General features: G+C 67.7%; 24 protein-coding genes and 1 pseudogene. 15 read left to right on the top strand and 10 right to left on the bottom strand.

Annotated elements, in window-relative coordinates; all coding sequences use genetic code 11:
- Nucleotides 1-422: 422 nt before the first annotated feature.
- Nucleotides 423-1,943 (bottom strand): GMC family oxidoreductase, encoded by a 1,521-nt coding sequence (locus tag ACTOQ2_RS36565; protein WP_440105470.1) that lies wholly within the window; start codon nt 1,941-1,943, stop codon nt 423-425.
- Nucleotides 1,944-2,541: 598 nt separating this feature from the next.
- On the opposite strand from ACTOQ2_RS36565, the gene ACTOQ2_RS36560 reads away from it, so the two are divergent.
- Nucleotides 2,542-3,018 carry a transposase family protein gene (locus tag ACTOQ2_RS36560; protein ID WP_440105468.1) on the top strand — a complete coding sequence of 159 codons (477 nt, stop codon included), beginning with the start codon at nt 2,542-2,544 and terminating at the stop codon, nt 3,016-3,018.
- Nucleotides 3,019-3,075: 57 nt separating this feature from the next.
- Nucleotides 3,076-3,219, top strand: coding sequence for a hypothetical protein (locus tag ACTOQ2_RS36555; RefSeq protein ID WP_440105557.1), 144 nt, complete (start codon nt 3,076-3,078; stop codon nt 3,217-3,219).
- On the opposite strand, the gene ACTOQ2_RS36550 is transcribed toward ACTOQ2_RS36555, so the two are convergent.
- Complete coding sequence (locus ACTOQ2_RS36550) at nt 3,165-3,857, bottom strand: ankyrin repeat domain-containing protein (protein ID WP_440105466.1); 693 nt, start codon at nt 3,855-3,857, stop codon at nt 3,165-3,167. The genes ACTOQ2_RS36555 and ACTOQ2_RS36550 overlap by 55 nt on opposite strands.
- A gap of 119 nt (nt 3,858-3,976) precedes the next feature.
- Complete coding sequence (locus ACTOQ2_RS36545; RefSeq protein WP_440105464.1) at nt 3,977-4,105, bottom strand: hypothetical protein; 129 nt, start codon at nt 4,103-4,105, stop codon at nt 3,977-3,979.
- A 176-nt stretch (nt 4,106-4,281) separates the two neighbouring features.
- Between ACTOQ2_RS36545 and ACTOQ2_RS36540 the strand changes: the two genes are divergently transcribed.
- Entirely contained in the window at nt 4,282-5,268 is a 987-nt protein-coding gene (locus ACTOQ2_RS36540; protein ID WP_440105462.1) for a helix-turn-helix domain-containing protein, read from the top strand.
- An 80-nt stretch (nt 5,269-5,348) separates the two neighbouring features.
- Here the strand turns inward: ACTOQ2_RS36540 and ACTOQ2_RS36535 are convergent.
- Nucleotides 5,349-5,495: pseudogene (locus ACTOQ2_RS36535) on the bottom strand (DUF4158 domain-containing protein); the annotation flags it as partial.
- 517 nt (nt 5,496-6,012) lie between these two features.
- Between ACTOQ2_RS36535 and ACTOQ2_RS36530 the strand changes: the two are divergent.
- From ACTOQ2_RS36530 to ACTOQ2_RS36495, 8 genes are all read left to right on the top strand, one after another.
- Nucleotides 6,013-7,071 carry a LacI family DNA-binding transcriptional regulator gene (locus tag ACTOQ2_RS36530; protein ID WP_440105460.1) on the top strand — a complete coding sequence of 353 codons (1,059 nt, stop codon included), beginning with the start codon at nt 6,013-6,015 and terminating at the stop codon, nt 7,069-7,071.
- 61 nt (nt 7,072-7,132) lie between these two features.
- Nucleotides 7,133-8,473: an ABC transporter substrate-binding protein gene (locus ACTOQ2_RS36525; protein WP_440105458.1), complete on the top strand. Its 1,341-nt coding sequence runs from the start codon at nt 7,133-7,135 to the stop codon at nt 8,471-8,473.
- Between the two features lie 12 nt (nt 8,474-8,485).
- The gene (locus tag ACTOQ2_RS36520) at nt 8,486-9,400 is read left to right on the top strand and encodes a carbohydrate ABC transporter permease (protein ID WP_440105456.1); all 915 of its coding nucleotides are present in this window, start codon (nt 8,486-8,488) and stop codon (nt 9,398-9,400) included.
- Between the two features lie 14 nt (nt 9,401-9,414).
- Nucleotides 9,415-10,302, top strand: a complete 888-nt coding sequence (locus ACTOQ2_RS36515; RefSeq protein WP_440105454.1) for a carbohydrate ABC transporter permease — start codon at nt 9,415-9,417, stop codon at nt 10,300-10,302.
- Between the two features lie 27 nt (nt 10,303-10,329).
- Nucleotides 10,330-12,036, top strand: coding sequence for an FAD-dependent oxidoreductase (locus tag ACTOQ2_RS36510; RefSeq protein ID WP_440105452.1), 1,707 nt, complete (start codon nt 10,330-10,332; stop codon nt 12,034-12,036).
- Nucleotides 12,033-14,540 (top strand): glycoside hydrolase family 2 protein, encoded by a 2,508-nt coding sequence (locus tag ACTOQ2_RS36505; RefSeq protein ID WP_440105450.1) that lies wholly within the window; start codon nt 12,033-12,035, stop codon nt 14,538-14,540. Before ACTOQ2_RS36510 ends, ACTOQ2_RS36505 begins: the two co-directional genes overlap by 4 nt.
- Nucleotides 14,541-14,685: 145 nt before the next feature.
- Nucleotides 14,686-16,902 (top strand): hypothetical protein, encoded by a 2,217-nt coding sequence (locus ACTOQ2_RS36500; RefSeq protein WP_440105448.1) that lies wholly within the window; start codon nt 14,686-14,688, stop codon nt 16,900-16,902.
- Nucleotides 16,903-17,725: 823 nt separating this feature from the next.
- Nucleotides 17,726-17,926, top strand: coding sequence for a hypothetical protein (locus tag ACTOQ2_RS36495; protein ID WP_440105555.1), 201 nt, complete (start codon nt 17,726-17,728; stop codon nt 17,924-17,926).
- 259 nt (nt 17,927-18,185) lie between these two features.
- On the opposite strand, the gene ACTOQ2_RS36490 is transcribed toward ACTOQ2_RS36495, so the two are convergent.
- Both ACTOQ2_RS36490 and ACTOQ2_RS36485 read right to left on the bottom strand, forming a co-directional pair.
- On the bottom strand, nt 18,186-18,872 hold the full coding sequence (locus ACTOQ2_RS36490; protein WP_440072509.1) for an SDR family oxidoreductase: 687 nt from the start codon (nt 18,870-18,872) through the stop codon (nt 18,186-18,188).
- Entirely contained in the window at nt 18,869-19,510 is a 642-nt protein-coding gene (locus ACTOQ2_RS36485; protein WP_440072511.1) for a hemerythrin domain-containing protein, read from the bottom strand. Before ACTOQ2_RS36485 ends, ACTOQ2_RS36490 begins: the two co-directional genes overlap by 4 nt.
- Before the next feature lie 78 nt (nt 19,511-19,588).
- On the opposite strand from ACTOQ2_RS36485, the gene ACTOQ2_RS36480 reads away from it, so the two are divergent.
- Entirely contained in the window at nt 19,589-20,197 is a 609-nt protein-coding gene (locus ACTOQ2_RS36480; RefSeq protein WP_440105446.1) for a TetR/AcrR family transcriptional regulator, read from the top strand.
- Between the two features lie 356 nt (nt 20,198-20,553).
- On the opposite strand, the gene ACTOQ2_RS36475 is transcribed toward ACTOQ2_RS36480, so the two are convergent.
- The gene (locus ACTOQ2_RS36475; RefSeq protein ID WP_440105444.1) at nt 20,554-21,513 is read right to left on the bottom strand and encodes an NADP-dependent oxidoreductase; all 960 of its coding nucleotides are present in this window, start codon (nt 21,511-21,513) and stop codon (nt 20,554-20,556) included.
- A 103-nt stretch (nt 21,514-21,616) separates the two neighbouring features.
- Here ACTOQ2_RS36475 and ACTOQ2_RS36470 point away from each other — a divergent pair, with 103 nt between their 5' ends.
- Nucleotides 21,617-22,150 carry a MarR family winged helix-turn-helix transcriptional regulator gene (locus ACTOQ2_RS36470; protein WP_440105442.1) on the top strand — a complete coding sequence of 178 codons (534 nt, stop codon included), beginning with the start codon at nt 21,617-21,619 and terminating at the stop codon, nt 22,148-22,150.
- Nucleotides 22,151-22,492: 342 nt separating this feature from the next.
- On the opposite strand, the gene ACTOQ2_RS36465 is transcribed toward ACTOQ2_RS36470, so the two are convergent.
- Complete coding sequence (locus ACTOQ2_RS36465; RefSeq protein WP_440105440.1) at nt 22,493-23,509, bottom strand: FAD-binding oxidoreductase; 1,017 nt, start codon at nt 23,507-23,509, stop codon at nt 22,493-22,495.
- A 70-nt stretch (nt 23,510-23,579) separates the two neighbouring features.
- Between ACTOQ2_RS36465 and ACTOQ2_RS36460 the strand changes: the two genes are divergently transcribed.
- Entirely contained in the window at nt 23,580-24,446 is an 867-nt protein-coding gene (locus ACTOQ2_RS36460; protein WP_440105438.1) for an NmrA/HSCARG family protein, read from the top strand.
- A 9-nt stretch (nt 24,447-24,455) separates the two neighbouring features.
- Here the strand turns inward: ACTOQ2_RS36460 and ACTOQ2_RS36455 are convergent, their stop codons facing one another.
- Nucleotides 24,456-25,028, bottom strand: coding sequence for a TetR/AcrR family transcriptional regulator (locus tag ACTOQ2_RS36455; RefSeq protein WP_440105436.1), 573 nt, complete (start codon nt 25,026-25,028; stop codon nt 24,456-24,458).
- A gap of 84 nt (nt 25,029-25,112) precedes the next feature.
- Between ACTOQ2_RS36455 and ACTOQ2_RS36450 the strand changes: the two genes are divergently transcribed.
- Nucleotides 25,113-25,238 (top strand): hypothetical protein, encoded by a 126-nt coding sequence (locus ACTOQ2_RS36450; protein ID WP_440105434.1) that lies wholly within the window; start codon nt 25,113-25,115, stop codon nt 25,236-25,238.
- 450 nt (nt 25,239-25,688) lie between these two features.
- Here the strand turns inward: ACTOQ2_RS36450 and ACTOQ2_RS36445 are convergent, their stop codons facing one another.
- Nucleotides 25,689-26,282, bottom strand: a complete 594-nt coding sequence (locus ACTOQ2_RS36445; protein WP_440105432.1) for a hypothetical protein — start codon at nt 26,280-26,282, stop codon at nt 25,689-25,691.
- Between the last annotated feature and the right edge of the window lie 239 nt (nt 26,283-26,521).

Raw genomic sequence — 26,521 nt, 5'->3', positions numbered from 1 at the left:
GTAAAAAGATCAATAGCCTGTCACAAACGCCGGCGGATTTCGGCCTCCTGAGGGAGGCACTTTCTCCCGGCGTCCGGGAAAAGCATTCCGTGCTATGAGGAATGCAAGGCACTATCTTCCGGAGATCGACGTCGGTTGACGGAGGGTCAATTCCGGTCCCCCCCGGGGGGCGCACGGGTGTGCCGGGCCTGTGCGAGGGGCGCATGGACCGTTCCACGTCGTTGGTTACGTCCGGTGAGAACCCGTTCGAGTAGTCGGCCGGCCGGAACACCGGTCCGAGGGCCGAACCACTGATCAGTTCCAGGGCGCGGTCTGGGGGCACCTGTGAGGCGGTCGTCGACGCCGACACCGGGCTGCGGTGTTAACCTTCACCGGCCGCGAACCCCAGCGTCAACAAACGACGTCGGAGGCCGCTACCGATGTCATGCAGCGGAGTCTTCCCGAATCAGGTCGGCAGCTCTTTCACCGATCATGATGGTGGTCGCGTTGGTGTTCACACACACGATGGATGGCATCACTGATGCATCGGCTACGCGCAGACCGTGCAGTCCATGGACTGCAAGTCGAGAGTCGACCACGGCCATGTCGTCGACGCCCATCTTGCAACTGCCGACTGGGTGGTAGTAAGTTCCGGTGCCGCGAGCCACGAACTCACGAAGTCTCGCCTCATCCCGGATGTCGCTCTCGGGAAGGACATCGTTCTTCCGCCAGGCGGCGAACGCGCTCGTTGCGTTCAGCTCTCGTGCCCTTTCAAGACCGAGCAGCAGACGCCGTACGTCGTCCTCGTCATCGAGGTAGTTCGGGTTGATCAATGGCGGCTGATCCGGGTCGGCGCTCGCGAGCTTGATCCAACCACGGCTCCGCGGAACGGCAGCGATGCCGAACGTGTAACTGTTCGCCGGCGCCTGCATCGTAGGCGGGTGGAAGGGGACGTGAATGAACATGAACTGCATGTCCGGCCCAGGGAGCCCTGGATCGCTTCTCCAGAGCATCGACACCTCAGCATGGTTTGCCGTACCGGGCGGGATCTCCCGACTGGACTCCACGACATACCCGAGCAGGGGATGATCGTGCAAATTCATTCCCACCCCGGGGAGGTCATGAATTGCCTCGATGTCAACTTCCCGCAGGTGATCGGCTGGCCCGACACCAGACGCCAGAAGCAGCCGCGGTGATTCAATCGCACCCGCGCAGAGTATTACCTCGGCATCGGCCCTTGCGCTGCCCAACTCCCCGTCACGCTGATACTCGACGCCGATGCAGCGTCGCCGCCCTTGAAAGAGGAGGCGACGCGCCCGCGTGCCGGTGAGGATCGTGAGATTCGGGCGGTCCGCAATCGGGTGTAGATACGCACCAGCCGTGCTGATCCGCTTGCCTTCAGAAATCGTCAGTTCATGCCATCCGGCACCCTCTTGGGCCGAACCGTTGAAGTCTGCGGTGATCGGGTAGTGCAACTCCTCGGCGGCCTCCAAAAAAACAGAGGACAGAGGGTTCGGATGGACAGCAGTACTGGGACGTATCGGGCCGCCACTACCTCGATAGTCCGGCTCACGCCCCTCTACGTGTTCCATGCGGCGAAAGTACGGCAATACATCTGCGTAGCCCCAGCCTGAAGCGCCTCCCTGCTCCCACTGGTGGAAGTCCTTACGGTGTCCTCGGAGGTAAACCATCGCGTTGATGCTGCTGGAGCCGCCGATCACCTTCCCGCGCGGCCACGCGTGAACGGATCCAGCCGTGCCGCGCTGCGGTTCCGTACTGTAATTCCAATCGACTTCAGTGCCCCACAGCCCAGGCCACGCCGGCGGTACGTGGATGAGTTCCGAAGAATCCTGTCCGCCTGCTTCGAGGAGCAATACTCGCGTATTCGGATCTTCGGAGAGCCTTGCCGCCACAACACAACCCGCTGACCCGGCGCCCACCACAATATAGTCGTACCTTTTCACCACGAGTACCTTTCTCTCTACCCTTCACCGTGTCCGGTTCACTCCGATCAACTACAGAGCGGTCTGAACGGCGGAGGCTTCTCTGTCTTTCTTCGGGCGGGGCTGGGTTGAGGGTCGGCGACCCATCGCATCGCCGGCCCCGGGGGGAAGGGGGTTGTTCCGGGCTCGGAGCACCCGCCTGTTGACGCCACCGGTGGCTCACTACACCAACCCAGTATGCAATATATTGCACGCGATATGTGGAGGTGTCAAACAGGACCGCACGTGGGAAGCGGCAGGTCAGAGTGATCGCCACGCCTGCGACGGCCGCTGGAGCGAGCTGCAGCCGTCCGTCTCCAGCAGGCTCAGCCTTGCTGACTTCGGCAAGACGTTCCGCGTACGGCCGAGGCCGGACACCGGCTTCTGTCCCGTCCCTCAGCCGGCGCCAGCTGATCGCGCCCGAGCAGCCCACCTGGCTGCTGGAACGCCGCCGGACCAAGCAAGCCCGCCCTGACCGACATGAACGGGACTGTACGGTTTTCGGCTCTGGCACGAATCCGGTGGTGACGGAGTGTACGGGCCGGCAAGGTGACCTTGGTGTGCCTCGACAGTCTTGAAGATGCTGTTCCCGCAGTTGGCCGGCGTGGTCCTCGAGCAGGTGATCACAGAGCAGCAGATCGTGCGGGTACGAGCCCGAACACGATCGGTAGCAGCATCCTGTCCCGCCTGTGGAGTTCCGGCCCGGCGAGTGCACGCCTACCACACGCGGCGTCTGGCGGATGTGCCGGTCGGCAGCCGCACCGTGGTCGTTGACCTGCGCGTACGCCGACTGGTGTGTGAGGCCCGCGGTTGTGTGCGGCGGACGTTTCGTGAACAGGTTCGGCAGGTGGCGGCTCGTTATGCGCGTCGTACTGTGGGGCTGGCAGCGCTGATCGTGGACCTGGCGGTGGTGCTGGCCGGTCGCGCCGGGGCGGCTGTGCTGCCCCGGCTGGCGGTGAAGGTCTCGCGGACCACGGTGCTGCGCTTGTTGATGAGCGTTCCTGCCCCAGCCGGGCCGGTGCCCGCGGTGCTGAGCGTGGACGACTTCGCGCTGTGACGAGGCAACCGCTACGCGACCTTGCTCATCGACGCGGTCACTCACCGCCGCATCGATGTGCTGCCCGATCGCAAGGCCGCCACCTTGATCGCATGGTTACGCGAGCATCCCGGCGCCCAGGTCGTGTGCCGTGACGGCTCGGCCGCCTACGCCGAAGCCATCCGCCAGGGAGCACCGGACGCGGTGTATCCACACGGCTGAAAGACGACGCATCCGCCGGGCACGTCGGTGACACCGATGACGGACAAGGCGGCGTCGACGTCCGCCCAGGGATCCTCCATGATCTCTTCAACGTCGGCGTCGTCGGCCGGTACGGCCTCCAGACGCCGCATCGCCTCGGCGGCGGTGATGCCGGCGACGCAGGCGAGGCTGTGGCCGTCGTCGTCGAAGCGCCCCAACGCGGCGGTTAGGCGTCTGGCCTCTGCCACGGCGGCGGCCTCGGCGGCGGACAGGCCGGCCTGCCCGTCGGGGAGGGGGACCAGCTCGGGGGTGGGAGTGGCCAGTCTGAGCCGTCCGGGGGACCAGCCGTTCATCATCGGCCGCCACGGGTCCGCTCCGGCGGCGACCAGGGCGCGGGCGTTGCCGGGGCGGTTGTTGAAGACGGCAAGCCAGAGCGCGGTACGGCCCTCGTCCTCCGCGTCGACGTCATCGACGCGCCGGGCCAGTTCCGCGACCACCTCGGGTGAGCCGCGCTCGGCCGCCGCGTGAAGCGGCCGTCCATGGAAGGACACCCCTGAGTTCGGGTCGGCTCCCGCGTCGAGCCGGGCGCGGATCAGGCCGAGGTTCGTCCAGCCGTCCCAGCCGATGCCGGACCATCCGGATCCGTCGTTGACGGCCATGGTTCTCCTTGAGGAAACGCGCGGGTTATATGGACGCCGATCATGGCGTACGAGGCCGACAGATTCAGGTCGCGGCCGCAGCCGGTCCAGGAGAGGGCCATATCCTCTGGTGGTCGTGGTCATGCCGGCTGGCGAGAGGCGTCCTGAGGCGCGGGCTGCTCGGTGCGGTCGTGGACTTGCCGCCAGCTGAGCAGGATGTGCTGGTTGGCCAGGCAGACCATGAGCGCCGTCAGAGGCGTTCGGGCCACGCGGCCGTGCGCGAGCCGGTTCAATCGGCGGACGCGCGTGCGGTGGCTTCGGCATGACAATCCCCCTGAGATCATCATGACCCCAGTTCAGCAGGGATCTTTGACTCCATTCAGGAACGCGGCATCAGGAGCTTGCATCTCAAGCCGCTTGAGGTTGCATAGTGAGCGTCGTGGACATGAACGAGTTTTATGCCATCGGAGATGTCGCCCGGCGGACCGGTCTGAGCGTCAGCGCCGTCCGGTACTACGCGGACGTCGGTGTCGTCACGCCGGCCGCCAGCACCCCGGCCGGCCACCGCCTGTACGACGTGTCGGCCATCGCCCGGCTGGAACTGGTCCGGACGCTACGGGAACTCGACGCCGGCCTGGACGAGATCCGGCGGGTGCTGGTCGGCGAGGCGACGCTGCGCGAGCTGGCCACCACCCACCTGGCCCTGCTGGCACGGCAGGAGGCACGGCTGCACAGCCGTCGCGCGGTATTGTCGGCCATCCTGCGACAGGACTCCACGGCCGAGCAGGTCACGCTGATGCACAAGCTTGTCGGCATGCCGGACGAGGAGCGCGACCGGCTGATCGACGAGTTCTGGACCGAGGTCTCCACCGGCTGGGAGCCACCGGAGCGGATGGTCGAGTGGTGGCGGGCGGCCCAGCCGGAGCTGCCCGAACATCCCACCGCGGCCCAGCTGGAGGCGTGGATCGAGCTGGCCGAGATGGTCCGGGACACCGAGGCCCGGCAGGCCGTGCGCCATGAGTTGTACGAGGTGTGCACCACCGGGGCCGGACCGCTGATGACCTCGTCGCCGATGCTGGACAGCCTGGAGGCGGCCACGCCGATCGGCCAGGCGGCGATGGACGCGGCGCGGGAGCAGGTGCCGCCGGACTCACCGCGAGGGCGGGAGATCGCCGACCGGTGGATCGGGTGGCTGACCGGTGTTTTCGCGACACCGGACAACCCTGGGATGCCGGACACGCCCGAGTTCCGGATTCAGACGGCCGACCACATGCTGGTGGGCGCGGAGTGGGACCGCACGCCGCCGGAGCCGGAGGGACCGCTCGACCGGTACATGGCACTGGTCACCGCCGTGAACAACGCGCCACCGGAGCGGTTCCCCTTCGAATGGCTGGCCGCGGCACTGCGCGCGTCCGCCCTACCGGCTCGCTGATTGATTCGCCCCGAAGAACACGACGACCACATCGGGCCCGGTGCCACCGCCGACATCACCGATCTTCCTAGACGAGTGGTTCCGAAGTCGTGGTGCTCCAGCAGCTCGCGGATCTGCCAGGCGTGCTCGTAGGGGGTCTTGGGCCGCTGCCCGTAATCGGCCGGACAGGCCGGATCCAGGTCCGACTGCTCCGCAACGAAGGTCACCGTGCCGGGTGGGACCGCCAGGGGGGTCCTCGGTCAGGAACACCCCGAGTGTCCTCCGCACCGTGCTCCACTGCACCGCCCACCCCGGCTTGGCGGCCGGGCGGCGCTTGTCGACCAGTGCGGCCAGTGCGGCCAGTGCGGCCAGCGCGGTCAGTGCGGCCAGTGCCGCGCGATCCGGGCGAAAGAACCGCTCCGGCTCCGCCGCCGAGGGATCGGGGGGGAACGGCCATGGCGGGCGCCCTGCTGGTCGGAGAGAAATTCGAATGGCATGGGCCAGGAACGTATGCCCGGTGAGCAGGGCAAACAGATGCCGTCACCGAACCGGTACGAAGATCACGGTTTCTGCGCAGCCTTTTCTGAGGCCGTCAGGCGGCTCATCGAGAGCCTGCGGAGCCGACGGCGGTTGCGGGCCACCTCACCGGGACAGTGGCTCCTCACATGGTTGCTAATTCGTATGAGTAACTGATATCAACTGAGGTGGGGAGCCGGTGAGATTGAAGCGGGCTCAATGGGATGACCTCGAGACTGAGAGACAGTGATGGCCAAGAGGACGCGAGCTCCCAGGCAGAGCGACATCGCGCGGCTCGCCGGCGTGACTCAGTCCACGGTCTCGCTCGTGCTCAATGGCCGCGCGGCGGCGGAGTCCATTCCGCAGGCGACGCAGGATCGCGTCCACGCGGCCGTCAAGGAGCTCCAGTACGTCCCGAACGTCGCGGCCACCTCGCTGCGCGGGGGGCGCAACGGCCTGATCGGAGTCCACACCTTCGAGCCGGTGTTCCCCGTGGCCTCCGACGACTACTACCACCCGTTCCTGGTGGGGATCGAAGAACAGGCCGTCGAGCTCAAGGTCGACCTCGTGCTGTTCGCGTCCACGCAGGGCGACGACGGGATCCGCAGGATCTACGCCAATGGGGCCAACCGGCTTCGTCTGGCCGACGGCGCGGTGATGCTGGGTATGGAGCAGAACGAGGAGGAACTGGTCCGCCTCGCCTCCGAACAGTACCCGTTCGTGTTCATCGGGCGACGAGACGGCGCGAGCGCGCAGCTCCCGTATGTGGCCCCCGATTACCACCAGGCGCTCGCCTTGGTCCTCGAGCCCCTCGCCGAGGCCGGCCACCGCCGCATCGCCTATCTCGGAGAGACCGCGCGCAGGAACCCGCAGGAGGCGCGCCATGAGAGCTTCCGTGCGCATGTCGCCCGTCTGGGCCTCGGCTCGGGCGACCCGCTCTTCATCGCGCCGGACGAGCTGAACGCCGAGGTTTTCCACGGGATCCTCCGCGAGGGCTCCACCGCGCTGTTGATCGAGAACCACGGCTCCGCGACGATACTGGCCGCCATCGCGCAGGCCGCCGGGCTCGACATTCCCCGCGACCTCTCGGTCGTGGTGCTCGACACCGTGCCCGACGTGTCGCCCGCGCACACCTGGAGCCAGATCCGGGTGCCGCGCCGCGCACTCGGTCGTCGCGCCATCTCCGTGCTCATGGAGCTGCTCGACGGGACCATCCCGAACACCTACCACGAGTTGCTCCCGGTCGAGCCGCCCTCGACGGCGACCATCACCAGCCCACACACGTCCCCCCCGGCCATCTCGACCTGAGCGGGCCGCACCCCCCCATCAAGACCGAATGGTTTTCTACTCATACGAAAAAGGAGGTCCGATGAAGGCTCATGCTCCACGGCGCGCCCAGCGCTGGGCCGGCGTCACCGCGCTGGCGGTCGGCGCGGTCCTGCTCGCCGGATGCACCTCAGCGCCGACCGACGACGCATCGCCGAGCGGCGACGGGTTCAAGGGGAAGACTCTGACCGTCTGGTTCCCCGGAACCAACCAGACCGAGATCGACCTCGTCACCGGACCGATCGCCAAGGCGTTCGAGGAGGAGACAGGCGCGAAGCTCGATGTCACCTTCGTCGACTGGGGCGACCTGTCCACGAAGCTGAACGCCGCGTTCGCCGCGGGGACCGCCCCGGACGTGTTCGGACACGGTCCGGCCGCGATCGCCGACTTCGTCGTCAACGACCGGCTCGAGCCCCTCGACGACTATCTTGCCAAGCTCGACTCGGCAGACCGAGAGGACATGGCCGCCGCCCTGCCGGGCGGACAGGTCGACGGCGTGCATTACCTGATGCCGCTGTCCATGCAGGGCAGCTTGATCGTGTACGACGCGGCCGACTTCACCGCCGCCGGGCTCGACCCCGACGCGCCGCCGAAGACATGGGAAGAAGTGCGCGCCGCCGCGGAGAAGCTCACGGTGCGTGACGGCGACACCATCACCCGCTCCGGGCTGCTGGTGCCCAGCCAGGCGATCGGCCGACAGCAGACGTTTGCCACACTGCTGGGATCGGCGCGGGGATCCCAGTTGAACGAGCAGGGCACCGAGGCCACGTTCAACTCCAAGCAGGGTGTCCAGGCGCTCGAGTTCTTCACCGATCTGTTCGCCGGTCCCGACGCGGTCTCGGCGAACCTCGGCGCGGACTACATCAACGCGCCCGCCGCGCAGCAGCCGATCGTTCTGGACACGGCGGCGATGGAGATCCAGTCGGCCAGCGGCGCGAACCAGATCGTCGCCGCAGCCCCCGACCTGGACCTTCGTGTGATGCCCGCCCTGCCCTTCGAAGGACAGGATGAGGGCTCCGCTCTGGGAGGATCGGGCCCCGGCCTGATGATCAACACCGACAGCAAGGTGAAGGACCTCGCGTGGGCATTCATCTCGTACATGCTCGGTCCTAAGGTCAGCGCCGAGTACACCCGGGGCATCGGCGCTGTTCCGGTACGCGCGTCCGCGGCTGAGACGGCCTACGTGAAGGACAACCCAGTGCTCCAGGCGTTCGTGGCGAACGCGCCGAACTTCACGCCCAACCCGAATGTTCCGGGCTGGGTGCAGGCGCGAGACACGCTGGACAAGCACCTCGAGCAGGCGCTGAACGGCGTCGTGCCCGCGCAGAACGCACTGGACCAGGCGAAGGTCGAGGTCGACAAGGTCCTCAAGCAGAGCCGGTAGGAGCCTCTCATCGTGTCGACCAGCACCCCCCGCACCACTTCGCCCCGCCCCGGACACCGTCGCTGGAATCGCATACAGCTCATCGGTCTGCTGTTCGTGCTTCCCGCGGTCCTGTACATCCTGATCTTCCAGATGATCCCGGTCGTCTACGGGTTCATTCTCAGCTTCACCGACTACAACCCCATCCGCCGGGGCGGCCCCGAGTTCACCGGCTTCGACAACTACGCCGAACTCATCAGCAATCCCGAGTTCGGCAACGCGCTGCTGGTCACCGGGCGGTATGTGCTGCAGGTCCTGCCGCTGACGGTCGTCATCGCCCTCGTTCTCGCGATGCTGGTGAACCGGCCGTTTCGCGGAGTCGGCCTTTTCCGCTCCGCGCTCTACCTTCCGCACATCGTCTCCCTGACCGTCGTGAGTCTGGTCTGGCTGTGGATGTACTCTCCGAACGGCCTGTTCAACGACATCCTCGCCACGTTCGGCCTTCCCCAGCAGAAGTGGCTGCTGGATGCCGACACAGCGCTCAACGCCGCCTCGGCCATGCGGATCTGGAAGGCGCTCGGCAGCAACATGGTCCTCCTGCTGGCCGGTTTGCAGTCCATCCCCCGCGACCTGTACGAGGCCGCCCGCGTCGATGGCGCCGGTCGCTGGAACACCTTCCGCTACGTCACGCTCCCAGGGCTGCGGCCGATGCTCGTCTACGTCGTGACGATGGACATCATCTTCCTCGCGCAGGGATTCGCCGAGATCTATGTCCTCACCAAGGGCGGGCCTCTGGGGTCGACCACGACCGTGAACTACCTGATCTACACCGAGGCGTTCCAGTACAACCAGCTCGGGTCGGCGTCGGCGATGGCGTTCGTGCTGTTCGCGTTCATCGTCGGGTTCTCTGTGCTCTCCGTCCGCTCGCTCGTTGGGAGACAGAAGTGACCGTCACTCGACCTATGGCGACCACGTCACGACGCACGACGAGGATCAAGGGCACGTCGCGCGTGCCGGCCATGCTCTTCCTCTACGTCTTGTCGTTCCTGATTGTCATGCCTTTCCTGTGGATGATCAGCCTGGCCTTCACGCCGAACAACGAAGCGTTCGGTTCCGTCTCGCTGATCCCCGCCAACCCCACACTGGAGAACTTCGGCACGGCGTGGACGGACGCCAACATCGTGCGGGCCATGCTCAACTCGACGATCGTCGCCGTCGCTGTCGTGGCATGCAACAGCGTCTTCTCGGTCCTCGCCGGCTACGCGTTCGCACTGATGCCGTTCCCCGGCAGCTTCGGCATCTTCGTCGGGATCGTCGCCACCACAGCGATCCCCGTCTCCGTGACTCTCATACCGCTGTTCCTGATGGCGCGCGGGATACCGCTGGCGGGCGGCAACGACATTCTCGGGCAAGGCGGCAGCGGGCTCCTCGACACCCTTGCCGGGGTCATGCTCCCGTACCTGATCCTGCCGATGAACATCTTCCTCGCTCGTCAGTACTTCAGCACGGCACCCCCTGAGCTCGCCGAGGCAGCACGCATCGACGGCGCCGGCGAGTGGCGAATCTTCCGCTCCATCTACCTGCCGCTGGCGAAGCCGCTGGTCGCCGTCGTCGCGATCTTCTCCTTCGTCGGCGTCTGGGACGACTTCCTCTGGCCGCTGGTGGTGACCAACACGGAGAGCTCCCAGACCGTGCAGCTGGCGCTGGCGCGATTCCTCGCCAGCGGCAACATCCAGTACGGCCCACTGATGGCCGGCGCGGTCATCTCGACCATCCCCGTCGTCGTCCTCTTCCTGTTCAACCAGCGCGCGTTCGTGGCCGGACTGGCCGACGGCAGCGTCAAGGGCTGACCGGCCCGACCTCTCGAAAGGAATCCTTTGCGCATTTCCGCCATCTCCACAGATCTCCTCGTCGTCGGCGGAGGGCTCGGAGGCGTCGCGGCGGCGCTCACCGCCGCGAAGCTCGGATGCCGGGTCGTCCTCGCCGAACGCTCGACGTGGCTGGGCGGACAGCTGTCCACGCAGGCTGTGCCGCCTGACGAGCACCAGTGGATCGAGACCTCCCTGACCTCGCCCAGCTATCGGGCGCTGCGGGAGGCGATCCGCGGTCACTACCGGCGCGCGTACCCGCTCACCGAGGACGCCGCCGGGATCGAGCATCTCAATCCCGGGATGGGCTTCGTCTCACGGGTCTGCCACGAACCACGCGTCGGGGCCCTGGCGGTGGAGGAGATCCTCTCGGCGCATATCGCATCCGGGGCGATCACCTTGCTGCGCGAGCACACCGCGGTCGACGTGCGCCGGGAGGGGCGACGGATCACGTCGGTGACGCTTCGCGCGCCGAACGGCGATCAAGTCGAGGTGCGCGCGACCCTGGTCGCCGATGCGACGGAGGAGGGCGACCTCATCGAGCCGGCCGGACTGCCGGTGGTCATCGGCGCGGAGGGGAAGGACGAGACCGGGGAGCTGCACGCCCCCGACGTCGCCGACGTCCACGACCAGCAGGCGGTCAGCTGGTGCGTCGCCCTGGAGTACCGCCCGGGGGAGGATCACACCATCCCCCGGCCCGATCGCTACGAGCACTGGCGCGACACCATCGACCCGCGCTGGCCCGCCTCCCAGCTGTCCTGGGAGGACGTGGTCCCCGACACCCTGCAGCCGCGGGTGCGCCCGTTGTTCGCGCAGTCCCCGCAAGAGGCGATCCACACGCGTGCGGACGATCTCTGGCAGTACCGGCGGATCCTCTCCAGGCAACTGCTGGACCCGGCCTTCACCGGCGGGGAGATCACCCTGGTCAACTGGCCGCAGATCGACTACTGGGAGCTGCCGCTGCACGGCGTGAGCCCGCAGGCCCGTGAGAAGGCGCTGGAGGGCGCACGTTCTCTCACCCGCAGCTTCGTGCACTGGATGCAGACCGAGGCGCCTCGCCACGACGGCGGGTTCGGCTACCCGGAGCTGCGTCCCCGCGGGGACGTCACGGGCACGGCCGACGGTCTCGCGAAGGAGGTGTACATCCGGGAGTCGCGGCGCATCCGCGCCCTGTTCACCGTCACCGAGGGACACATCGGCCGCGAGATGCGTGGTGCCGACGCGGGAAGCGCGATCTTCGCGGACAGCGTCGGCATCGGCTACTACCGCATCGACCTGCACCCCAGCACGTCGGGGCGCAACTACGTCGACATCGACTGCTTTCCCTTCCAGATCCCCCTCGGCGCGCTGATCGCGGCCGACGCCGACAACTTCGTCGCCGCGAACAAGAACATCGGCACCACCCACATCACCAACGGCGCATACCGGCTGCACCCGGTGGAGTGGTCGATCGGCGAAGCCGTCGGCGCCCTGGCCGCGCGCGTCGTGGAGACCGGTCTGGACCCGGCGCGGATCCGTGAGGACCCGCGGCAGCTGACGCAGCTGCAGCAGGTGCTCTCCGAGGATCTCGGGGTGTCCCTGGCCTGGCCGGAGCAGATCCGCACCGGCGGGGCTGCGTTCGACCGTGTCCCGATGCCGACTGATGACGCGGCGTCGGCTCCCGCGCTGCGCGCCGTCTTCGACCGCACCAACGGGATTGGGAGGAGCAAGAGATGAGACTGCGACGAACCGACGTGCGCGACGGCTGGACCCTCCTCCACCTGGAAGGAAGGGCGCCCGTCGGATTGGGTGGCGTGCGCGTCCCGGCCGAGGTCCCCGGCACCGTGCACACCGCGTTGCACGCCGCCGGCATCACCGAGGATCCCTACCTGGACGATCAGGAGTCCGCTCAGGCGTGGATCGGTCGGTCACGGTGGCGATACCGCACCGACTTCGATCTGGACGATCTCGGCCCCGGACTTGACCTCGTCTTCGACGGCATCGACACGGTTGCCACGGTTCGGCTGAACGGTCACGAGCTCGGCCGCTCCGAGAACATGCACCGCAGCTACCGGTACGACATCCGAGCCGCCGCGCGGCGCGGATCGAACGCCCTGGAGGTCGACCTCGAGTCGCCCGTCCGCGAGGCCGACCGCCGCTCGCTGGAGCTGGGATACCGGCCGCATGTGAACTCCCACCCGTTCAACGCGCTGCGCAAGATGGCATCCAGCTTCGGCTGGGACTGGGGAATCGACACGGCCAGCGTGGGCATCTGGCGTCCGGTGCGGGTGGAGCGGTGGACCGCGCGGCTGAGCGACGTGCGCCCCGTCGTCACCGTGGAGGGTTCGCTCGGGCTGCTTGCTTTGCACATCGATGTCGCCCGCACCGATCGCGATCGGCGCCTTGCCGTCTTGGTGACGATCGGGGGCCGAACGATCCGCGCCGATCTGGGTCGGGACACCGACCGGATCGTGGTCGACGCGGAGGTTCCCGACGTGCGGCTGTGGTGGCCTCGCGGGCACGGCGACCCCGCGCTCTACGACGTCACGGTCGCCCTGATCGATGTCAGCGACCCCGCATCCGAGGCGGTGCTCGATGAGCGCGACCAGCGCATCGGGTTCCGCACGGTTCACCTCGACACGACACCCGACGAGCACGGCACTCCGTTCACGGTCCGGATCAACGGTCGCCGCATCGAGGTCCGCGGTGCGAACTGGATCCCCGACGACGCGTTCCCGCACCGGGTCACCCGTGACCGCTACGCCGCACGCATCGGTCAGGCCACGTTCGCCGGGCTGAACCTGCTGCGCGTCTGGGGAGGTGGCATCTACGAGTCCGACGACTTCTACGATCTCTGCGACGAGCGGGGGATCCTCGTGATGCAGGACTTCCTGTTCGCGTGTGCCGCCTACGCCGAGGAGGAGCCGCTGCGCGGCGAGGTCGAGGCGGAAGCGCGTGAAGCGGTCACCCGCCTCGCCGGGCATCCGTCGCTGGTGATCCTCAACGGCAACAACGAGAACCTCTGGGGTCTTCACGAGTGGGGCTACCTCTCGCGGCTGGACGGCGCCACGTGGGGGGCGTGGTACTACCACGACCTCCTGCCCAGGATCGTCGAGGAACTCGCGCCGCACATCGGATACACCCCCGGAAGCCCGTTCACCCCCGCCGGCAGCGGGCTCGGCGACGACCCGGATCACAACGACCCGCGTCACGGCAGCATCCACATCTGGGATGTGTGGAACGAGAAGGACTACCTCCACTACCTCGACTACACGCCGAGGTTCGTCGCGGAGTTCGGCTGGCAGGCGCCACCGGCCTGGGCGACGCTGACGCGTGCCGTCTCCGATGACCCGCTCACGCCGGAGTCTCCGGGCATGGTCGTCCACCAGAAGGCCGTCAACGGCAACGACAAGCTCACCGACGGGCTGCTCCCGCACCTGCGGCTGCCGAACGACATGTCGGACTGGCACTGGGCGATGCAGCTCAATCAGGCGGCCGCGATCCGCACCGGGATCGGATGGTTCCGCTCCCGCGCGCCGATCTGCTCCGGCACCATCGTCTGGCAGCTCAACGACTGCTGGCCGGTGACCTCCTGGTCGGCCGTCGACGGTGACGGGCGCGCGAAGCCGATGCTCTATGCGCTGCGACACATCAACCGGGAACAGCTGGTCACGATCCAACCCGCTCCGGACGGTCTCGAGGCGGCGGTCCTCAACGACACCGACCGGCGATGGGACGGCGAGCTGCTGCTGGAACGCAGAGACTACGAGGGCGCGATCCTGGCAGAGGCCACCATCGCGGTCGCCGTCGGACCCCGCGGCGCGCAGCGCGTCCGGATCCCCGACGAGATCGGCACCGCCTCCTCCCCGGAACGAGAACTGGTCGTCGCGGCCCTCCACGGCGTCCGCGCCCTCTGGTTCTTCGCCGAGTACCGAGACAGCGCGCTCGCGTCGGCGTCGTTCCGCGCCGAGGTGAGCAGGATCCCGGAGGGATACGAGCTGACCGTCCAGGCCAGAACGCTGATCCGGGATCTCACCCTCCTCATCGACAAGGCCGATCCGGCGGGGTTCGTCGACGACGCCCTCGTCACGCTGCTGCCCGGGGAGCAGACCACGCTGCGGATCCACAGCACCGAGGAGCTGGACCTTGAGACCCTCAGCGCGCCCGACGTGCTCCGATCCGCGAACCAGCTCGTTCCGTCAGTCCAGGTGATGCCCCGACGAGCACAGGTAAGGGCGTAGCCCGCGCGGTCCCGGAGACCGTCCGGCACAACTTCGTAGAGCTCACTTCTATGCACGCCGATCCCCCAGGAGGTTGATCATGGAAGATCAGTCCGTTCCCTCAGTGTTTCGTCTGTCCCTCTCCCGTCGGCAGGCCCTCATCGGCATGGCCACGGGAACAGCGGTGTTCACCCTGGCGCTGAACACGGCAAGGCCCGCGCTCGCCGCGACATCCGAGATCGGCGGTCCGCTGGCCGATGTCACCGCGTTGCCACCCGGTGCCCCCGACCGCGGTCTCTTCGCCGCGGCCGAGCAACGACTGGCTCCGTATCTGGCCGTGCTCGCGCCCTTGGCGAACGGGGTGGAGGATGAGGACCCGAACACGTACGGGTTCATGAGGGGCGGGTTCTGGCGGTCGCCGGCCGAACCGTTCAACGCCCGGGTGCAGGAGAACGTCTTCACCCTGTCGTGGTTCCACGCGAACGCCCGGAGCTGGAACCCCTATGCCGGTGACCCCGCGCTGCTGGCGCGCCTGGACGCCGCCATCGGCCACTACCTCAAGCTGCAGAAGCCGCAGGGCTGCTGGCCGGAGTACTCCGCCGGAGAGCTGTCACGACCCGCGACGGGCTTCGCGCTCGGCTTCCTCACCGTCACGCTCGTGGAGCTCCAACGCACCGGCGCACTGCCCGAGACCCAGAGCAAGATCATCGCCGCCCTCCGCAAGGCCGCGGACTGGTTTCTGGACCCGGCCAACCCGCTGGTCTGGTCGAACCCGATCCCGTACACCAATCAGGTCGCAGGGGGCCTTCTGGGGATCGCGGAAGCACTGCCGTTGCTCGGCGATCCCACCCTGGCCACCCGTCTCAACGAGCGGATCGACGTGCTCGCCCGGGACGGACTGAGCCCCGTCGGCTATTTCTACGAGCAGAACGGGAACGACCTGGGGTACTCGCTCGGTGTCATGACGCCCGACCTGGCGGCGCTCTACGAGACCACCGGCTCGCCCGTCGTGAAGCGGATGCAGGAGACGTACTACGAGTGGATCCGGTACAACTTCGTGCGTGAACCCGACGGCGCCGGCTGGTTCTGCAACGTCGCGACGTCATCGCGCACCTCTCTCCACATCCTCGATGACGTGAAGGACGACAGCTACAAGGCGGACATCAACTCCCTGTGGACGCCCAGCATCCCCGTCTCGGCGGCCTTCACGACGGCTCAGGAGGACAAGGCGGCGCTGAGGGCGGAATGGGCGGCGTCGACCGAACCGGTGCCGCAGCCGCCGGCAGGCCAGGTCGATCCGCAGGTGGTGCGCCTCTCCACCTACCCCGAGAAATTCCCCACCCGTGCTGACAAGGATGCCGCGATCAGCACCATGCCCTACCTGACCTCCGACAGCTTCGTGGAGTTCCGGACCGATCCGCGCGGGCAGCAGTTCCTCTTCGTCCGAAAGCCCCCCTACTACTTCGGGGGCCTGTTCGGCATCCGTGCCACATCCCGGGTCCAGAGCGGGCTGAGTTTCCTCTGGCACCCGGATGCCGGCATGCTGCTCTACAGTACGAACAACTCCGTGGAAGGGTGCTGGGGCACGCATCGTTCCGCCCAGTTCACCAGCATCGACTCCAATGGGAACCTGCTCGCCCGATACTTCCGGGGCGATCCGGCCCAAAACGATGAACTTGCGCTCGACGAGGTGAGCTCAGCCGAGCATCTCGGCATCCGCTACACGACGCCGGACGGTCGACTCACGAAGGACGTCGATCTCCGCGCCGATGCCCTTCGCGTCAAGGTCACCGCGCTCCAGCACTCGACGGAGCGCATGCCTCTCGTGCTGCGCGGCGACGATCGTCTGACGCTGCTCGGTCCGGTGGAGACGGAGTGGACGCCGGGTGTCGACGTCACGGGCGAGGGCACGGGACTGCGCGTCCGGCGTGGTCGCACGGACATGGTCATCGAGTGGAACGCGACGCTGACGGCTCGGGTGGTGCCGAAGACGCAGACGTACTTCAAGGACGCCTCCCGGCGCCAGCACATGCTGCTCCTGCCGTTCGGCACCGAACTGGAGTACACGGTGCGCTTCGCGGACGTCACGGCGCTCGACGTGACGGCAGCGGTCACGTCACGCACGCGCGGCGGGAAGGTGCACTTGTCGGTGGCGGCGACGAACGACAACACCTTCCCGGTGGACGTGGCGATCGCCACCGTCTACGGCGACAAGACGTTCAGGAACGTGGTCCCCGGCAAGACCGTGAGAGCGTCGATCAACACGCGGCTGACCTCCGTCCCCGCAGGCGTGGCCACCGTCACCGCGACAGGCGTCGCGCACGGTGAGACCATCACCGCGACCAGGTCCGCCGACTACGGAGCGTTCCCGGCCGCCTCGTGACTCGCGGCCTCCTGACGCCCTCCATCGTCTCCATACGGATGCCTCCGGAATACGGCAGAAACGGGCCGCGCTCTTGATCACCGGTCGTTGAACTTCTGACTTCACGCTGGTTGGTGATGGTTCCGGAGGGGATGGGTGGCGTCGATCGCGGTACCGCGATGCGCGCCTGACGCCGGCACGAGAACTCCATGACCATGTGTGCTGTCGCCTGCGCGGCGCCCCTGGTGCTCCCATGTTGGTCGGGCTGCGCAGCGAAGATCCTTTTCCTCTTCTCTTCTCGCCGACGATCGGCACCGGCTGATCCTGGGAAACGATCTATCCCATTCCGGGAAGCGATCTTTAAGCGCCCGTTCCATCACAGGTCAGACCCACTCGTGAACACCCCACCAGGGGCCGTTCTTGAAACGGCTGGACTGAGGTTGACGGGATCCCGTCTGATCATCGCGATCAGGCGGGATCTTGTCGTTTCAGGGGCTTCCGAATCGGGTTCGTCCTGGTTTGGGAGCTGCGGAGCAGGGGCCCGGGAAGGCCCGGGTGATGTCAGGGCGCTGGTGGAGGCCGGAGTTCGCGTCGCTGGGCATGGCGATGCCGGCTCCGGGCCGGGTGTTGCGACACGGTGATCTGAAGTGCGGGTTATGGGACGGGTGGTGGCCCGTTCCGGCCCGTGGGCCGCGCGCCGACGCGACGCCGTACGGGATCTCCGACGCCGTGGAGTTCCGGCACCACGTCGTCATGGGGCTCCGATCCACCCTCGCCCGGTACCCGTCCGACCCCGCGGTGACCAAACTCGTCGACGAGCTCCGCGACGCCGGCCCCGAGGTCGCTGGAAGAGGACAAACAAGCCGTCATCGCCGGGCTGACCCTGCCCTGCGGCAACGGCCCCATGGAAGGCGCCAACACCAAGGTCCAGCTCCTGAAACGCCGGATGTACGGCCAAGCCGGCTTCCCCCTACTCCGACAGCGGATCATGCTCTCTTGGCAACGCTCTGTCACCACCGGATTCGTGCCAGAGCCGTTAACCTGACAGACCCGGTCCCGGGCACCGGTGAACGCCGATTGACCGGCGCGTCAATGTCATCGAACGTCTCCGGCGGGGACAACATGCGCCGTTACCCGGCTGGGAACGTGAACACGTTCCCAGCCGGGATCAACTCCAACACACGACCCACACCTCAGGCTTGGTCGCGACCATCCGGCAGTCGACCATGGCCCAAGGCCGAATTCCCGATTCCGGTCCGGAAAGGTCGGCAAAACCTTCCGGACACTCCTGCTCGCAGTGCGGGTCAGGTCACCAGCAGGCCACCGTCGAGGTACAGGTCGTGGGCGTTGATGCCGGTGTTGCGGAGCAGGAAGTCGGTGGCGTCGGCGACCTCGGCCATCGTGACCAGGCGTCCGATCGGCGTCCGGTCCGCATGCGGCGGGTTGGGCACATCGCGCCATTTTGGGCTGTTGCCGATCAGCCCCGGGTGCAGGGCGTTGACACGGTACGGGGCGATCTCGACCGCGAGGGTTCTGACGAGGCCGGTGATTCCTGCGTTGAAGGTCGTGACGATGGTCGAGCCGGGGTATGGACGTTCCTTGGCGAGCCCGCCGAAGAGCACGACGGAGGCGCCGGGGTTGAACCGGTCGCTCAATGCCCGGACGGTCTCGGCGTATCCGACGAGCTTCACGGTCACAGCCGTGACGGCATGGGTGATGTTGAACTGCGCCAGCGAGTTCGCCCCCTCGGGGATCGCTGTGATGACGAGGTTGTCGACGTCCGTCACACCGGCCAGGGAGGTGCTGATCGTCTCTGGCCGGGCGAGGTCAAGGGCCAGTCCTTGGGCGCCGTGGCCGATCCGCGCGGCGACGGTCTCGGCCCGTGCCTTGTCCCTGCTGGTGATGACGACCTCGTCGCCGCGTTCGGCGAAGTGCTGGGCGATGACGCTGCCCAGGCCGCCGGTGCCGCCGACGATGACAGTGCGGGTCATGAGGTGACCGTCCTTTCGCGAAGGCTGTCCAGGGTGGCTCGGGCCTGCTGGCGCATGACCGGGACGAGTTGGAGCACGGGTTGCGGCAGGTTCGCGGTGACCACGGCGAGTTCCGCGGGGGTGCCCACCTGCTCGAAGAAGCCGATGTTGAGGTGGGCGTTCACGGGCGGGGCCGAGGCGATCACCTTCTGGGAGAACGCGGCCCAGGCCAGATCGGACATGTGCGCCGCCAGCACCGGGAACAGCACCGGCTCTTCGTGATCGAGGTGCTCGTGTACCAGGTCACGCACGGCGGTCGCCGCCGCGGCCAGTGCCGGCCGGTCCGCATCGTCGCGCACAGGGGCGGCGGCGAGCGCGTCCAGCCCGGAGTCCAGGGCGTCGTGTTCCCGGTTGAGTGCGGTCAGGCCTGGGCCGGCCGCGGGGTCGGCTGCGATCAACTGCGGCCACAGCTCGTCGTCCTCGCTCTCATGGTGATGGCGCAGCGCCGCCACCAGGAAGTCGCGCAGTTCGCCCAGCATGGGCAGCGGGGCGCTGTCCCGCTGTGCGGCGTCGGCCAGCAGGGAGGTCGCCGCCCGATGCATCTTGTGCAGCAGTCGGGTCTCGGCGACGGCCGCCGGCTCCGGCGGTTTCATGCTCATGACAGGCTCCTTGTCGTCCTTAATGGCCACTTGGCCATTAAGGCTACAGTAGTACAGTGACGACATGCGGGAGCCTCCATGAATGAGCAGGAATCACCCGGGGAGCCACGGCGCAGGCGCCGCGACCCGGAGGGGCATCGAGCGGCCATCCTGGAGGCGGCCCGCCACACCTTCACCGAGCGTGGTTACGCCCGCACCACTCTCAGGGAGGTCGCGCGCCGGGCCGATGTCACCCACGGCCTGATCTCGCGCCACTTCGTCTCCAAGGAACGGCTTTTCCTCGCCGCGATGCCGGGCAACCGTGACCTGGAACAAGTGGCGGCCGGGGACCCGGCGACGCTGCCCGAGCGGATCGCCCACGGGTTCGTCCAGCGCATGGAGACCGACGCCGCCAACGACTCGCTCGTCGCCCTCATGCGTAGCGCCGCGACCGACGAGCAAACGGCAACCCGCCTCCTGGCCGCGATGCAGGAGCGGAGTGTCCGCGTCTACCGCTCGGTGCTCTCGCCCGACGCGTCGGGCGACCCCGGAGCCGACCTGGACGCTCGCGTGGCACTCGTGGGCTCGCAACTGATCGGAGTGACCTTCAGCCGGTACATCGCCCGTGCCGAACCGCTCGCCTCCATGCCATCCGAGCAGCTCACCGAGCACCTGGCGCGGACACTGCGGCACATTCTCTACGGCTGACAACGCGCGTGCCCGCTTCGGCGCGCGGTGTTCGGCGGCTTCCGCGACGTTGGTGAGGAGCATGGCGCGGGACAAGCGATGGACGGATACACTTACGATCTTGAATCCGCCGTACGGGCAGTGCGGCACTTGGCCCAGGCCCGCGTGTGCCCCGCATCAGCTCGTGACCGGGGCACACGCCTTTCCTGCCGTCGGTGCCCGCCTGGACGGCGACGACAAGGCAGCCGGACTGGCGTTCTCACCAGACGGCGTCGTCCTGGCCGTTGACGGCGAGGGGCGCACCACCACACGGTGGGACTTCGCCGCCATCGTGGCCTACCCCGCTGGGTACGCCTGCGCCGCGCTCGGCCACAGCCTCACCCGAGCGGAGTGGGCAGGGTATGCGCAAGGACGACGACCTTGCCGGACACGGCACCGGCGGCGACTTCCGCATGGAAGGCCGGGAGGTCCTTGAGCTGGATACGGCGGCTGATGTCGATGTGAAGTTCGCCTCGGTCGATCGCCTCCACGAGGCCGGCGAGCTGCTTGGCGTCGCTCCGGACGAAGACGTTGAGCCCGCGCACATGGCGTGCTTCGTCGCTCGGCGCCTGCATCCACACCGTGGTGTTGACCACGGTCCCGCCGGACCGCACGAGAGCGGCCTGGGCGGCGAGCTGCGAGGGCTCGATCGGTGCGAGGTTGAGCAAGAGGTCGACCGGCTGGGTCACCGCATCCACCACGTCGGTCGCGGTGTGGTCGAGGACCTCGTCGGCACCGGCGGCCCGGACCCGGTCCGCGCTGCGCGGGCTCGCCGTGGCGATGACGTACGCGCCGGCGTTCTTCGCCAGCTGAACCGCGTAGGCACCGACAGCGCCTCCGGCGCCGGTGATGAGCACGCGTTGCCCGGCGGTGAGCTCACCGAGTTCGAACAGCGCCTGCCATGCGGTCAGGCCCACCAGTGGCAGGGCCGCCGCGTCGGCGAGCGGCACGTTCGAAGGTGCGGCCGCCAGGATCTCGGCGGGCGCGATGACGTACTCAGCGGCTGCGCCGTCACCGATCATCGGGAGGAATCCGACGACCTCGTCACCGACCGCCACCGCATCGACGCCGTCACCGAGCGCGTCGACCGTTCCGGCGACGTCGATACCAGGCGTGTGCGGGAGCGTCACCGGGAACGGGCCCTGGAGACCACCGCTGCGGATACCGGCGTCGACCGGGTTGAACGACGTCGCCGCGACCCGGATGCGAACCTCACCGGCGCTGGGGACAGGCAGCGCCACGTCCTCGTAGCGCAGGACATCGGCGTCACCGTACTCGTGGAATCGCACTGCCTTCATGACGGACTTCTTTCTTCGAGAGAGTCGAAGTGCTTCGGATTCGAAGCACTTCGGTGAAATGAAGCTAGCACTGCTTCGAACTCGAAGCAACTATGATTGCGGCATGACCGAAGAAGCGTCCCCTTCGCCGCTCGATCCCGCCGAACTCGGCGCGTACTTCGCGCTGATCGAGGTGAGCAGCCTGCTGCGCCACACGGTGGAGCAGCAGCTGCGCGACGCCGGCGACCTCAGCTACGTCCAGTTCCAGCTCTTGGCCAGACTCGGGGACACGGCGGACGGCAGCCAGCGCATGACCGAGCTGGCAGACGGGGTCGTGTACAGCCGCAGCGGCCTGACCTACCAGGTGGGCCTGCTGGAGGAGGCCGGACTCGTCGCCCGCAGCCCGTCCGCGCAGGACGACCGGGGCGTGACGGTGACCATCACCGAGGCGGGACGGGACGTGCTCGCCAGGGTGTTCCCCGGTCACATCGACGTCCTGCGGCGACTCTTCCTCGAACCGCTCGCGCGCGCGGACATCGACAGCCTCGCTCGTGTCCTCACCGTCGTCCGCGATCACATGCGCTCCATCCCGCCCCGGTCGGCGAAGCCGCGCCGGAAGAGCGCCGCACGCCAGAGCCCCAATGGCGGCGGAGCCTGATCGCGCCCCGGCCCCGTCGCCGGGTCAACGAGCGCCGCGGGATCATCCGAGCAGGCGCGAGCGGCGGATTCTGGCGTCCGGGTCTACAGCGTCGGAGATCGCCGCGGACCGCTTCCGGACATCCGCCGGCAGCGCATCCGGCACGCCGGCCGCGCCCTCGACCCACGAGCCCGGCGTCGGCGATCGACCACACGGCTCGTGCCCGAGCGAACCCTGCTTCGATCCGTTCACGGGGGAACAGGTTGAGCGGTGCGACCGCGTGGTAGACGAAGTCGCCCGGCGGGGCCACAACGGCCCCGGTGCGCCTGATCGGTGCGCCCGCCGCGTGGCGGATCTCCATCATCACGATCGGGGCGTCGTCTGCCGCGGCTGTCGAGAGGAGCGCTTCGGCGATGACAGGGGTCGATGCGTCGAGCCACCGCGCGTCACCGATGGCCGGGGTCGCCGTGGGTGGATCGAGGTGGATTCGAGCAAGTCCCGCCGCGTCGGTTGGGCCCCAGCTGTCAGAGACAGGATCCGCTGCCGCCCGCGTCGCGTCGAGCAGCGGAGTCGCCGCGACGGGCCCGTCAGGATCGGCGATCGCGAGATGAACCGCGACCTTCCCGTGTAGTTCCTCCGGGAACGGGGGCAGAGGCGGCACGTGGAGCACCGCGATGTTGGAGGAAACGCTGCCGGCGACTGTTGCGATGGTGCTCGACCACGCTTCGACGAGTTTCGGTAGCGCGTCGGCATGCCACAGCAGTGCTCCGGCATGGAGGTCCGCCGCTGGGACGAGGTCGAACTCCAGCGTGTGAGCGATCCCGACTCCCCCGCTCCGTGGAAGGCCCAAATCGCCGCTCGATCGACCTCGTCGGTGGCGTCGTCCGCGGCGGTGCGGGAGCGACCGCCGCCGTCGACGTAGCGGACGGCACGAAGTGCTCCACTGGCGAGTCCATCGCGCCGGACAAGCCAACCGATACCGCCGCCGAAGGTGTGACCGGACACGGACACGCTCGGGGCTGAGCCGGCCAATCCGAGCAAGCCGTGCTGTTCGGCGGCGGCGTTCACCGCGGACCAGGTCGCGCCGGCCCCGACCACGGCGACGCGCGACTCGGGGTCGAACGACACGTCGGTGAGCCTCGACGTGTCGAGGAGGACCGCCCCCTCGCCCACCGGCGCGCCGGCTCCGTGGCCGGTCGCCTGCGGCACGATCTCGAGTGGCGTGCCCGACGACCGCGCAAGCGCAGCCACCTCATCGAGCGCGGGCGCGATGTCCTCCGGACGGGAGACGACTGCGACCCGCGCGGGTCGCTGCTTGATGGACGAGTTGTGAGGTCGGGTGGCGGCGGCGTAACCGTCTGAGTCCGCGTCAACGAGCATGCGCTCATCATGTGGGAATAGCGGAGGATTTCCTCCGCTTTAAATGTCACCTACTCAGATTGGATGACTCATGGCTCATCTTCAGCAGCCCATCGCCGTGATCGGTGCGACCGGACAGCAGGGCGGCAGCGTGGTGGATGCTCTGCTCGCGCAGAAGCAAGCGGTTCGCGCCCTGGTTCGCGACGCCGGAGCCGCGGGCGCACGTGCTCTCCGAGCCCGCGGCGTGGAGGTCGTCGTCGCCGACCAGGAGGACGGCGAATCGCTCCAGCGAGCACTCACCGAGGTCGCGGCACTGTTCTTCATGACGACGTTCGAGGGAGCAGACGGCACGGAGGGCGAGGCGCGCCGCGGTGTGACCGTCGCGGATGCCGCAGCACGCGCGGGCGTGCCGCACGTCGTGTACTCCTCGGTCGGCGGGGCGGAGCGAGCGACGGGGATCCCGCACTTCGAGAGCAAGTACCGGGTCGAACAGCGGCTTGGCGAGGTCGTACCGGCGAAGTTCGTCCGCCCGACGTTCTTCATGGAAAACCTGGCGCCGCAGCTCGCCGACGGCGGGAGTGGGGAACTGGTGCTTCGCCTGCCGGTCGCAGGTGACGTTCCGCTCCAGATGATCGCCGTTCGCGACCTCGGCGCCGCCGCCGCGCGTCTCTTGATCGCCCCTGATGTAATCGACGGTGACGCGGTCGAACTCGCCGGCGATGAGCTCACAATGGCTCAGGTGGCCGACCGGGTCGCATCCGAGCTCGGCCGACCGACGCGGTACGAAGGGCTGCCGATCGACGTGCTCCGTGATGACGAGGACATGCGCGCGATGTTCCAGTGGTTCACCACCGTCCCCGCCTACCAGGCCGACTTCGACGTCACGCGTCACCTCGTCCCCGACGTGCGCGCCTTCGCAGCATGGGTATCCGGCCAGGGCTCCGCGCGCCGGAACTGACGCGTCGAACTAACCGCGATCGGGTGCGATGCCGCGCAGGAACACCGCGCGCAGCTCGGCGGCCGCCTCGGCCCAGCCGGGCACGTTCGACATCGGCTGCGCGAGCATCGCCCCGAAACGCACCACGGTCCCCGCATTCACATCCGTGCGGACCGAACCGTCCTGATGGCCGCGATCGAGGATGGCGCCCATGATTTGCTGCATGCGTGCGCGCAGCTCCGCGGACTCGGTGCCCTCGGTCATGGGCGCTCCGTGGAGTGGAAGCACCAGTTCGTCTCGATGAGCGAAGGTTTGATGGAGGAACCGGCTGATCGAGTCATGACCGGTATCGCCGGACGTCAGCGCGTCCTCGGCCTCGGCCAAGATCAGACGATAGGCGCGGACCGCCATCGCCTCAAGCAGCGCCTCCCGGTTCGGGTAGCGACGGTAGAGCGTCCCGATCCCGACTCCCGCCTCAGCGGCGATCTGCTCCAGCGGAACGAACTTACCCTCGGCCAGCCCCGCACGCACAGCTGCGGCGATCAGTCGCTCAGCGTTCTCCGCCGCATCCTTCCGAAGCTTGCGCGTTCGCGTGGAGGTCATGAACAACACATCCTAGGCGAGCTGGAGTGTCTCATGCACGGCGGATCCGACGATCAAGGAGACGCCAGACGGCCGACACCGTGCGTGCTCCACCTGCTAAGCGACAGCTTCCATCGTGGCCTGCGCGAGCCGGTCGCGCCGCCGTCGAACTCCTACGTCAGCGATACGGCGTACGGCGGCTGTTCGCGGACGAGCAAGATCAGCGGCTGAACCCGCGACTGTCGGCCGAGATCGGGTGGCGAGCCGGTCGTTGGCCGCCTCGATCGACACGGGTGGGCGATCGACCGCGAGCGTGTTGAGACCCTTGATCGGCAGTGCGTCGGAGTGTCGGTGAACGGGCGCGGGCGGCAGCCCCTGGCCGGTCGTCGTCAAGGAAGGTCGCCGGCAGCGAAGATCCCGTCTCGGTGGTTGGTGATGTACGCATGGTGGGGCCCCTCCTCCTTCGCCGACGATGCCAAGGACCGGCACGCATGACAGGCGTAGAAGCGGCAGGTCCATGCCCAGGACTGGGATTGCTCCTGGCTCAGGGCCGGGCGGGTGGTGTCCGTTGAGGGTTCCGGGGGTGGAATCAGCGAAAAGTCAGTGGAATCAGCGAAAGGTCAGCGGACGTCTCCGGGGTGGATGGCTGCCACCGTGGCGAGGAGGCTGGCCGACAACTGGTCAGGCGGCAGGGTTGTCGAGGATGACGACGGGGGCGTCCTCCACATCCGGCAACTCGCTGTCCAGGCACATGCCGGTGGCCGCCTCGATGAAGGCGAACGCCGCACCGCGTTTGCCGCGGTAGTCCTCCGGGTCGAGAGCGTCGAGCATGGTGCGGAAGCCGGCCAGGATGCTCGGGTCACCGTTCTCCACCCTGTGTTCGGTGAAGATGAAGTCGCGCATCCGCGCCCTGATCTCGCCGCCGGCCGCGTAGAGGATCGTGTATCCCCCGTTGAAGTGCCAGGTCACCATCCACACGCGTGACTCCGTGCTGAGGGCGGTGAGGACGCGGTCGGACAGGCCGAAGCCGTAGGCGAGTTCGAGGAAGCCCCAGGTTCCTTCTCCCTCGGAGACGAGGAGGACGGGGCGGTCCTCCTCCCCGGCCTCTTCCCGGGGACACTCCATGACGCGCTGCTCGGGGGCGCGGCCTCCGTTCAGCCGTCGCAGGAGATCGTCCACCGTGATCTCTTCGTTGAGGGGTTGTACGACGGTCCAGGAGAGTCCGTCCTCCAGCCACTGATGCCGCTCGAAGAAATCGCGGTAATAGTCGATCACATGATCATTGTGGCGGAGGTCGAGCCGAAGGATGAAAGCCCGACTCCAGATAGCGGAATCGGGCTTTCTCGTCGTATCTCCGGTTAACTCCACCGGTCTTGTTCGGGCAGCCTCAACCACATGTCGGCCTGGCCGTTGGTCGATCGGGCGTCAGCCGGCCGGTGTCAATCCCCTGAAATCGTGGAGACGGTTTATGCCACAGCGGTCCCCAGCAGGGCCGATGAGGCGTGTCTCTTCTC

The sequence above is a fragment of the Streptosporangium sp. H16 genome, from assembly GCF_051918855.1.
In the GTDB taxonomy this organism is placed as follows: Bacteria; Actinomycetota; Actinomycetes; order Streptosporangiales; family Streptosporangiaceae; genus Streptosporangium.
The sequence above is the reverse complement of the archived record's forward strand: the minus strand, read 5'-3'. Positions and strand labels throughout refer to the sequence as shown.